Genomic DNA, 8,899 nt, shown 5'->3' on the forward strand with positions numbered 1-8,899 from the left:
ACCTCTCCCAATGGCAACGAAATTTCCTTCGTTCAGCCAGGGTCTGGCACAGGACCCGACAACCCGCCGGATTTGGTACGGCATTGCCACGGCTCACGATTTCGAGAGCCACGACGGCATGACCGAGGAGCGGCTTTACCAAAAGCTGTTCTCCACCCATTTCGGTCACCTGGCCATCATTGGCCTCTGGGTTTCGGGCAACCTGTTCCATATCGCCTGGCAGGGCAACTTTGAGCAGTGGGTCGCCGATCCTCTGCATGTACGTCCCATCGCTCACGCGATCTGGGATCCCCACTTCGGTCAGGGAGCTATCGCCGCCTTCACCCAGGCTGGTGCTACCTCCCCTGTGAACATTGCTTATTCCGGTTTGTACCACTGGTGGTACACGATCGGGATGAAAACCAACGCTGAGCTTTATCAGGGTTCCATCTTCATGATGATCCTGTCGGCTTGGGCGCTGTTCGCAGGCTGGCTCCACCTTCAGCCCAAGTTCCGTCCTTCCCTGGCCTGGTTCAAGAACGCTGAGTCCCGCCTAAACCACCACCTGGCGGTTCTGTTTGGTTTCAGCTCGATCGCTTGGACCGGTCACCTGGTTCACGTGGCTATCCCTGAGGCCCGTGGTCAGCACGTTGGGTGGGACAACTTCCTCTCAGTGCTGCCTCACCCCGCTGGTTTGGCTCCGTTCTTCACCGGCAACTGGGGTGTATATGCCCAGAACCCCGACACCGTCTATCAACAGTTCGGAACTGCTGAGGGTTCTGGCACCGCGATCCTTACCTTCCTGGGTGGCTTCCACCCCCAAACGGAAGCCCTTTGGCTCACGGACATTGCCCACCACCACCTGGCGATCGGTTGCATCTTTGTGATCGCTGGCCACATGTACCGGACAAACTTCGGTATCGGCCACTCGATTCGCGAGATTCTTGAAGCCCACAACCCACCCAAGGGCACCCCTGGTGACCTCGGTGCTGGCCACAAGGGCCTCTACGACACGATCAACAACTCGCTCCACTTCCAGCTTGGTCTGGCTTTGGCATCTCTGGGTGTGGTCACCAGCCTGGTGGCCCAGCACATGTATGCGATGCCGTCCTACGCGTTTATCGCTAAGGACTACACAACGCAGGCTGCGCTTTATACCCACCACCAATACATCGCCATCTTCCTGATGTGCGGTGCGTTCGCCCACGGTGCGATCTTCTTCATCCGCGACTACGACCCGGAAGCCAACAAAGACAACGTGTTGGCCCGGATGCTCGAGCACAAGGAAGCCATAATCAGCCACCTGAGCTGGGTCTCCCTGTTCCTTGGCTTCCACACCCTGGGTCTCTACGTCCACAACGACGTGGTCGTGGCCTTTGGTACTCCCGAGAAGCAGATCTTGGTGGAGCCCGTCTTTGCCCAATTCGTCCAGGCCGCTTCCGGCAAGGCGATGTACGGCATGGATGTGCTTCTATCAAATTCCGCATCCGCAGCTAGCACTGCCAGTGCGGTTTATCTGCCCGGTTGGATCGACGCCATCAATGGTGGCAACGACCTCTTCCTGCAGATCGGTCCTGGTGACTTCCTTGTTCACCACGCAATTGCGCTTGGTCTGCACACCACGACTCTGATCCTGGTGAAGGGTGCCCTGGATGCCCGGGGTTCCAAGCTGATGCCTGACAAAAAGGACTTCGGCTACTCCTTCCCCTGCGACGGCCCCGGCCGTGGTGGTACCTGCGACATCAGTGCCTGGGACTCTTTCTATCTGAGTGTCTTCTGGGCCCTGAATACCGTCGGTTGGGTCACCTTCTACTGGCACTGGAAGCACCTCGCCATCTGGCAGGGCAACGTGGCTCAGTTCAACGAATCCAGCACCTATCTAATGGGTTGGTTCCGCGACTACCTGTGGCTTAACTCCTCCCAGCTGATCAACGGTTACAACCCGTTTGGCAGCAACAACCTGGCCGTCTGGTCTTGGATGTTCCTGTTCGGTCACCTGGTGTGGGCCACCGGTTTCATGTTCCTGATCTCCTGGCGCGGCTATTGGCAGGAACTGATCGAGACCATCGTCTGGGCTCATCAGCGCACCCCGCTCGCCAACCTCGTTGGCTGGCGCGATAAGCCTGTCGCTCTTTCGATCGTCCAGGCTCGTGTTGTGGGTCTTGCTCACTTCACGATCGGCTACATACTCACGTATGCCGCCTTCCTGATTGCTTCTACCTCTGGCAAGTTCGGCTAACTGCGGCCTACTTGCTCCCTCGAGGGACGAATTAACCCCGGCGCAAGCTGGGGTTTTTTATTGTCCATTGTTTTATTGACCATTGTTTGTTGGTTAACTTGCCCCTCACCGCACCCCCCGGCTCTTTCCCCCTAAGGGAATAGTTCTTGCCCCGAAGGCTTGGCTTGTGGCCCAGCAGCCACTGTCTATCGGGCTGCCCCCAGACAAGATCAGCCCAATCAAAGGCCCAGTAAAGGTTCAATAAAAACGCCCAATAAAAAAGCCCCGCCTTAGCGGAGCTTTCAGGGGATTGGAAAACCGCTTGGGATTCAGTTGACGCTCCAGACGCCGCCAGCGATATTGACCAGTGGGGCAACGATCGCAGTGCCGGCTAGGAACCAGGCAAAGGCGGCGCCACCGCAGCCACCCAGCCAGAAACCACTGGCGAATTCTGCCCAGCCAGCCTTGGTGAACAGGTCTGCGGGCGGGTTGTCGATGGTGGCGTCAGCCGGCTGGATGTTGGGTCCGTTGCCAGCGGTGCCGTAGATCGAGAGACATACGGTCAAGATCGACACCAGTCCAATGGCGGCGAGTAAACCAGCGGTGCTGGCGTACTCGGTGAGCCGCAGGGGACCACAGACGGCGAAGGGTCCGTAGAGAAAGAAGCCATGGGCCATGCCCACTTCCAAACCACGACGGTTCGGAGATAGGGAGGGGCGGTAGGCGGGCAGGGCATTGATGAAGGCCCGGCTGAAATAGCTGCTGTTGACGGGGGTTGCCAGATTGCCGACGCAGGGGTCGGCCACGGGGGTCACGGTCATGGTGGCGGGGGTAGGCGGTGAGGCTGAGCGACGGCTTGGGTCGGGCTCAGTCGCGGGCTTCGATTACGTTGAAAAGCAAGGCCATGGCCACGGCTGGGCCGAGGATTCCAACAAGTGGGACTAACACCGAGGGCAACCAAGCGGCAGCAAATTCTCCAGTCATGGCGCGGGCCAATAGCAACCGTTAATACTGTACGAAGCCCACCCGTGGCAGCTTGTGGGGCCGGCTAGGGCGACATAAAAATTCAATCCCTTTGCCCCGCCTCTCAGCTGTCGGATCCGCGCACGATGCCGCGCACCCGGTAGATCGGTCGTCCCTGACTTTCGTGGTATGTGCGCATCTGCAGTTCGGCCAGCAGGCCAAAGCAGAAAAGCTGCACCCCCGTCAGAAAACTCAGTAGGGCCATCAGCAGTAGGGGGCGATCGCCGATGTCTGAGCCAAGCAGTAGTTTCTCGCCTACAAGCCAGATGCCGATTAGCAGCCCTGCGCCCATGGCGGCCAGGCCGCCCAAGCCGAAGACGTGCATCGGTCTGGTCAGAAAGCGCTTCATGAACCAGACCGTCAGCAGGTCCATCAGTACCCGGAAGGTGCGGTCGAGTCCGTATTTGCTTTCCCCATAACGCCGGGGATGGTGGTTTACTTTCACCTCGCTGATCCGGGCACCTTCGATGAAGGCCAGGGCAGGCAGGAAGCGGTGTAGTTCGCCGTAGAGGTTGAGGTCACTCACCACCTCGCGCCGATAAGCCTTGAGGGAGCAGCCGTAGTCGTGGAGTCGCACCCCAGTTACCCGGGCAATCAGGCTGTTGGCGATGCGGCTGGGCAGTAGCCGTTGCATGGCCGCATCCTGGCGCTGGTGGCGCCAGCCGCTTACCAGGTCGAAGCCTTGGTCGAGCTCAGCTAGCAGTAGGGGGATATCGGCGGGGTCGTTCTGCAGATCGCCATCGAGGGTCACGATCACCGCCCCGCCGCTGGCGTCAAAGCCGGCCGCCATTGCCGCCGTCTGGCCGTAGTTGCGGCGCAGCAGCACGGCCACCAGCTCCGGAACCGTGGCGGCCAGCTGGCTGAGCACCTTCGCTGTGTCGTCCCTGGATCCGTCGTCTACCATGACCAACTCAAAGCCCAGCTGCAGCGGTCGCAGTGCCGCCAGCAACTGCTCCACCAACTGGGGCAGGCTCTCCTCCTCGTTGTAGAGGGGCACCACTACGGAAAGCTCGGCCTGGCCTTCCCTCGTTTGCTGCATGTCTTTGTCAGCCTTTGGCGTCGACCCTAGGTGGGTAGGGGACTGCCGTTATGGCTGTGCATTACCCGCCCCGCTCCCCGCAGTTCCAGTCGGTAGTGGCGCGCCACCGGGTCGGGGTTTTGGGGCGCCAGGTCGTCGATGCCGATGCCGTTGCGGCCGTGGGCGACGCCGGAGCTGTGTAAATAGCGGCCGCCACCTAGGTGCAGCCCCACGTGGCTGCAGCGCTGGGGTGTGCCAAAAAAGATCAGGTCGCCAGGCTCCAGCAACTGCACCTGACCCGGGTGCACCGCCACAGGCTGACAGAACCGCTCCTGCAGGTAGGCATCGCGCGGAATCCAGATGCCAGCTCTGGCATAGGCCCGCTGCATCAGACCGGAGCAGTCGTAGTTGGGGCCCAGGCTGCCGCCCCACAGGTAGGTGTTGGCTACGCGCTGGGCGGCCTGCGCGAAGCTCAGCACCTGCTCCATCCGCTGGACAATGCTGCAGCGCTGCAGGAGTTGCGGCTGGGGCGGGGAGCACGCCACTGCTCGCCCTAGCAGGGCATCGGGTTCAAGCCAGCCTGGGTAGCCATCGTCGAGGAGTCGTACCCGTAGGCGCATTCCTGGCCCTTTAGCTGCCGGACTGGTCAGGATTTGCAGGTGGCGGCCAGTCCAGGCCTGGCTGGCTAGCCCCTCACCGCGGGCCTGGTTGTAGAGGTCGACGCTGCCAGTGAGCTGCCAGTTCGTGCCTGGAATGAGCCATTCCGGCGCGGCTGGGGTGCCGGCAGCCAGCTGGGCAGGGTTGAAGGTGTCTACTGTCAGCACAGCTAATCTCGCCACAACGTTGGCCGGCGGTGATGGCTTTTTACAGCCCCGATCCAGCCATGGCTCAGATCCTGGCCGATCTGGTGCGGGCTCTTGAGCTGGAGGGGCGGCCTGGCTTAGCCCAGCACCTTTCCATTACCTGGCTTCGCTACGACCAGCCCTTGCTTGGCCGAGCTGCCGATCTGGATCCCGATCTGTTCTGGGCCCAGCCGGTGCAGGGGGCGAGCTGGGCTGGGGATCGTCCTCGCTACCCAGCCAGCGTGGTGAAGCTGGTGTACCTGGTGGCGGCCGAGGCCTGGCGCCAGGCTGACTTGCTTGCGGATACGCCCGAGCTGCGGCGTGCCCTTTCAGACATGATTCGCGACTCCAGCAACGACGCCACCTCCCTAGTGGTGGATTTGCTTAGTGGCACCACCAGCGGCCCTTCTTTGCCCCCCGAGCGCATGGCCCACTGGGTGGAGCAGCGTCAGCTTGTCAATGGCTGGCTGAGCGAGCTTGGCTGGCCGGAGCTGCAAGGCTGTAATGCTTGCCAAAAAACCTGGGGTGATGGTCCCTACGGGCGCGAGCGGGTCTATTACGGCACCGAGCTGGAAAACCGCAATCGCCTCAGTACCGACGCTGTAGCCCGTCTGTTGCAGGCCGTGCTGGCGTCGGCCCTGGTCTCGCCGCCGGCTTGTGCCCGGATGGCAGCTCTGCTGGCGCGCAGCCTGGATCCGGCCTTGAGGCTTGCGGATCCAGAAAACCAGGTGGATGGCTTCATAGGTGAGGGTTTGCCTCTTGGCTCTCGCCTCTGGAGCAAGGCGGGCTGGATGAGCCAGGCCCGGCACGATGCTGCCTACGTGGAGCCGTCAGCTGAGGGTTCTATGCCAAAAGCTGCGCCTTTCTTGCTGGTTATTTTTTCTGAGGGCCAGGCCTGCGCACAGGATCACAAGCTCCTACCCGAGATAGCTACCCGGCTGGCCGCAGCCAGCCGTAAATAAGCATTCGGGCTTGACAACGGAGAGGGAGGCCCTCGTTGTGACTCTCAGAGCGAAGTGGTGACACGGGAAGAGACAACGCTTCCCATTGGAGGCGGCGGATTCCAATGCTATTTCCAACACCAATCCCAACACTATTTCCAACACTACATAGAACTTGCAAATTCAGGGCGCTGGCAGCAGGTCAATACCAGCGCTGAGCCCTTGCAGTCGTCACGGCGCCCTATCAGCATCTCCCTGGTTGTTCAGCGGGTGTAACTCTTTCAGCAGTGCCCGATTTAGGTGGTCATCGCATCCCACCACCAACTGCGGGTAGATGGTGCCGTCCTTGTAGGGGGCATAGGCGTGGGCGCAGATCGCTCGGGTGGTGTCCTGCCACTGTTGGAGCATCTGCCTGGGCAGCTTTTGCTTCAACTGGTCTGTGGATTGCTCCCAGGACTGACCAGCGCAGTGGCGCATCTCTACCGTATTATCGCCAGGGCATTTGATCTTCTGTGCTTGCGCGTGGGTAGAACCATGAGGCAGCATCAGTGCGCCAAGGAGCAACAGGTGCTTCATTAGGTCTTGTTCGGTCTTGTTAGCAGGGTATGGATGCTTTCTGCTATTGGCGGCTGTCTTGGCGGCAAGGGACTCAATGAGCTCCTGGACTCTGCAATTCCACGTCTTGGCATTACTGATGCAAATAAGTTCGCTTTGTCCAGCCACAATCTTTGCCAAGGATTAGATTGCTGCCTTTCCACTCAAATACTTTTTTCAGCCTTAGGTTGAATGGGTGTTCAGTCGGGTCAAGAGTCCTATAGTCTCCCGTCTTTATTTCTCTGTTGTTTACTGGTGAAAAAGGACTTCGCAGCTTTAGAAGAATTTTCCCGAATGCGGATACGCATGGAATGTCATTAGTGATTAATGCATATTTAAAGTTTGGAAGAATTGACAAAATATCTTGAACTTCCTTCGTGCTTAAATGCATTAGAACGTCTTTGCAAACTAACAGTTCGGCGGAGGGAAGTTCATTGTAATCCTCTGGAAGATTGGCAAAGGAAACCCCTGGTCGCGAAAACGACCTCTGATTATTTGTGATTACATTTTTAGATGCATCGATGCCAATATATGTTGCGCTGCTAAAGTCTAGAAATTGAGAAAACTGCCAGTCGCCGCAACCAAGGTCAACGACTGATTTAATATCGTGTTGACGAATAAAGTCTTCTAGGAATATCTTGTAGGGTTGAGTTGCTTCAGGGGAGCTTCCGCCCCCTGACCCCTTGCCCCAGTATGAATTCTCATAAATCTTATCAAAAATATCTGGATCGCCAAATTCAAAACCCATAAAAGTCGCTAAATTCTGAATTTTTAATTTAGCACTTAAGAAGATTTAATAGTTGCAAATTATAACATTTATAGGGTTCTATGGCAAAAGTTTGTGCTGTCGTCGTTGTCTGCTTTCCTGAGACCCTCCGCCTAGTCGCCAGCGCCCCCAGTCGCCAGCTTCGCGTCGTAGTGGAAGAAGTGCTTTGGGACGAGTTTGATTGAAGTGTCGCAGTTGTTGCAGACGGTTGTTTTGGCAACTTCATAGATACGCAACCATTGCGCCGCTACCCCTGCCGCTGTTCCTTCTTCCAGATCCGTTCCAGTGATTTGCGGAACTCTCCACCGCTTTGTGGACGTGCCAGGTCGCGCCTCCAAAAGACGCTGCTAATCCACCACACCTGAAGACCGCCAAAGATCAGGGCGACTAGGCCCAGTTGGATGTATCCCCAGTTCAGGTGCTCCATTGCGCCCGTTGCTGATTCTTCGCCCAGATGCGTTCAAGGGTCTTTCGGAACTCCTCTGTGCTCTTGCTCGTGCCCTCAGGGCATTTTCTAAGCTGAGCCGCCAGGCGCCAGAACTTGATTCCTGCTGCGACGGCAAAGACCAACTAGAGCACCAGCATCGATAGGGGCTGAAATATCACTGCTTGTCGCTTTGGGTCGAGGTTTCCTGGTGCCCGTGCTTCTGGTCGCAGTGGGCGCTGGCAGTTGTGCCCATCAGCAGCGTCGCAGCGGTCAGGGCGAGTAGCAGCAGGCGCTTCATCTGGTCTTGTTGGGGCTTGTGAGCAGGGTACGGGTGCTTTCGGCTGTTGGCGACTGCCTTGGTGCTATGGGACTCCTTGGACTCATGCCCCCAGCGCGAATGGTGCAGGTGTATCCGCTTTTCTGCTATTGCTGCTGCTCTCCCTGGGCCACCTGGTGCCCCCTCTGAGCAATGGGAGTTCCTTGAGCGTGTCTGCATGAACACCTGAGGTAATCACTCCATGGCCTGAGCGTAAGTACCTAGTAGCGTTAGTTAGTCGTGATGAGCGACGGGAAGCGTATCCCTGGCGGAGTCGAACACGCCAGGGATTTTTTTGTGAACAAACCTTGCTGCTGCTCGCGCCCAATACCAGTGCCTAACTCAAATAATTGCCTATGGCGGCGTTCGACCCGTCCATAGGTCGAGGAAGTGGGCGGAGATTGCGTCCCCGTCGCTCACGCCCCACTTTTCTCTTAAACAGCGTCAGGTATGGGTCTCCCTGGGTGAGGTGGCGTGGAACCATCGCTCATACCCGCTGCTATCCAGTGCTGGGCTGCCTTTCCGCAATTCGGGCATCCAACACCACAAGACTGGGCACCTAACACCACTTCCAACACCCATGGGCGGGTACTGGGTCGCACTAGTGGAAAATCACTGACTCACCAATGTCAGTCGCAAGCGGGACTCGCGGCCGTGGTGACTCGCCGTGAATCCTGCTTAAAACGGAGAGGGAGGGATTCGAACCCTCGACAAGAGTTGCCTCCTGTAACTCCTTAGCAGGGAGCCGCTTTCAACCACTCAGCCACCTCTCCAG

Annotated in this window: 9 protein-coding genes and 1 tRNA gene; 2 read left to right on the top strand and 8 right to left on the bottom strand. The window is 58.3% G+C overall.

Annotated elements, in window-relative coordinates; translation table 11 throughout:
* Positions 1 to 10: 10 nt before the first annotated feature.
* A complete protein-coding gene (gene psaB / locus KBY72_RS08135) occupies positions 11 to 2,218 on the top strand; it encodes a photosystem I core protein PsaB (protein ID WP_254960521.1) in 2,208 nt (735 codons plus the stop codon).
* 308 nt (positions 2,219 to 2,526) lie between these two features.
* Here the strand turns inward: psaB and KBY72_RS08140 are convergent, their stop codons facing one another.
* The 4 genes from KBY72_RS08140 to KBY72_RS08155 all read right to left on the bottom strand — a co-directional run bounded on the left by KBY72_RS08140 (position 2,527) and on the right by KBY72_RS08155 (position 5,062).
* Positions 2,527 to 3,018, bottom strand: a complete 492-nt coding sequence (locus KBY72_RS08140; RefSeq protein WP_106632411.1) for a photosystem I reaction center subunit XI — start codon at positions 3,016 to 3,018, stop codon at positions 2,527 to 2,529.
* Between the two features lie 46 nt (positions 3,019 to 3,064).
* On the bottom strand, positions 3,065 to 3,181 hold the full coding sequence (locus KBY72_RS08145) for a photosystem I reaction center subunit VIII (protein ID WP_106632445.1): 117 nt from the start codon (positions 3,179 to 3,181) through the stop codon (positions 3,065 to 3,067).
* A 103-nt stretch (positions 3,182 to 3,284) separates the two neighbouring features.
* Entirely contained in the window at positions 3,285 to 4,259 is a 975-nt protein-coding gene (locus KBY72_RS08150) for a glycosyltransferase family 2 protein (RefSeq protein ID WP_254960520.1), read from the bottom strand.
* Between the two features lie 26 nt (positions 4,260 to 4,285).
* On the bottom strand, positions 4,286 to 5,062 hold the full coding sequence (locus tag KBY72_RS08155) for a C40 family peptidase (protein WP_254993356.1): 777 nt from the start codon (positions 5,060 to 5,062) through the stop codon (positions 4,286 to 4,288).
* 32 nt (positions 5,063 to 5,094) lie between these two features.
* Here KBY72_RS08155 and KBY72_RS08160 point away from each other — a divergent pair, with 32 nt between their 5' ends.
* Positions 5,095 to 6,042, top strand: coding sequence for a serine hydrolase (locus KBY72_RS08160; protein WP_254993357.1), 948 nt, complete (start codon positions 5,095 to 5,097; stop codon positions 6,040 to 6,042).
* 210 nt (positions 6,043 to 6,252) lie between these two features.
* Here KBY72_RS08160 and KBY72_RS08165 read toward each other — a convergent pair whose 3' ends face one another.
* The 4 genes from KBY72_RS08165 to KBY72_RS08180 form a co-directional block, all read right to left on the bottom strand.
* The gene (locus KBY72_RS08165) at positions 6,253 to 6,597 is read right to left on the bottom strand and encodes a lysozyme inhibitor LprI family protein (RefSeq protein WP_254993358.1); all 345 of its coding nucleotides are present in this window, start codon (positions 6,595 to 6,597) and stop codon (positions 6,253 to 6,255) included.
* A 112-nt stretch (positions 6,598 to 6,709) separates the two neighbouring features.
* Positions 6,710 to 7,363 carry a methyltransferase domain-containing protein gene (locus KBY72_RS08170; RefSeq protein WP_254960516.1) on the bottom strand — a complete coding sequence of 218 codons (654 nt, stop codon included), beginning with the start codon at positions 7,361 to 7,363 and terminating at the stop codon, positions 6,710 to 6,712.
* Between the two features lie 620 nt (positions 7,364 to 7,983).
* Positions 7,984 to 8,106 (bottom strand): hypothetical protein, encoded by a 123-nt coding sequence (locus KBY72_RS08175; protein WP_254960515.1) that lies wholly within the window; start codon positions 8,104 to 8,106, stop codon positions 7,984 to 7,986.
* A gap of 702 nt (positions 8,107 to 8,808) precedes the next feature.
* A tRNA-Ser gene (locus KBY72_RS08180) sits at positions 8,809 to 8,897 on the bottom strand.
* Between the last annotated feature and the right edge of the window lie 2 nt (positions 8,898 to 8,899).

The organism is Cyanobium sp. BA5m-21, assembly GCF_024346235.1.
GTDB classification, from domain to species: domain Bacteria; phylum Cyanobacteriota; class Cyanobacteriia; order PCC-6307; family Cyanobiaceae; genus Cyanobium_A; species Cyanobium_A usitatum.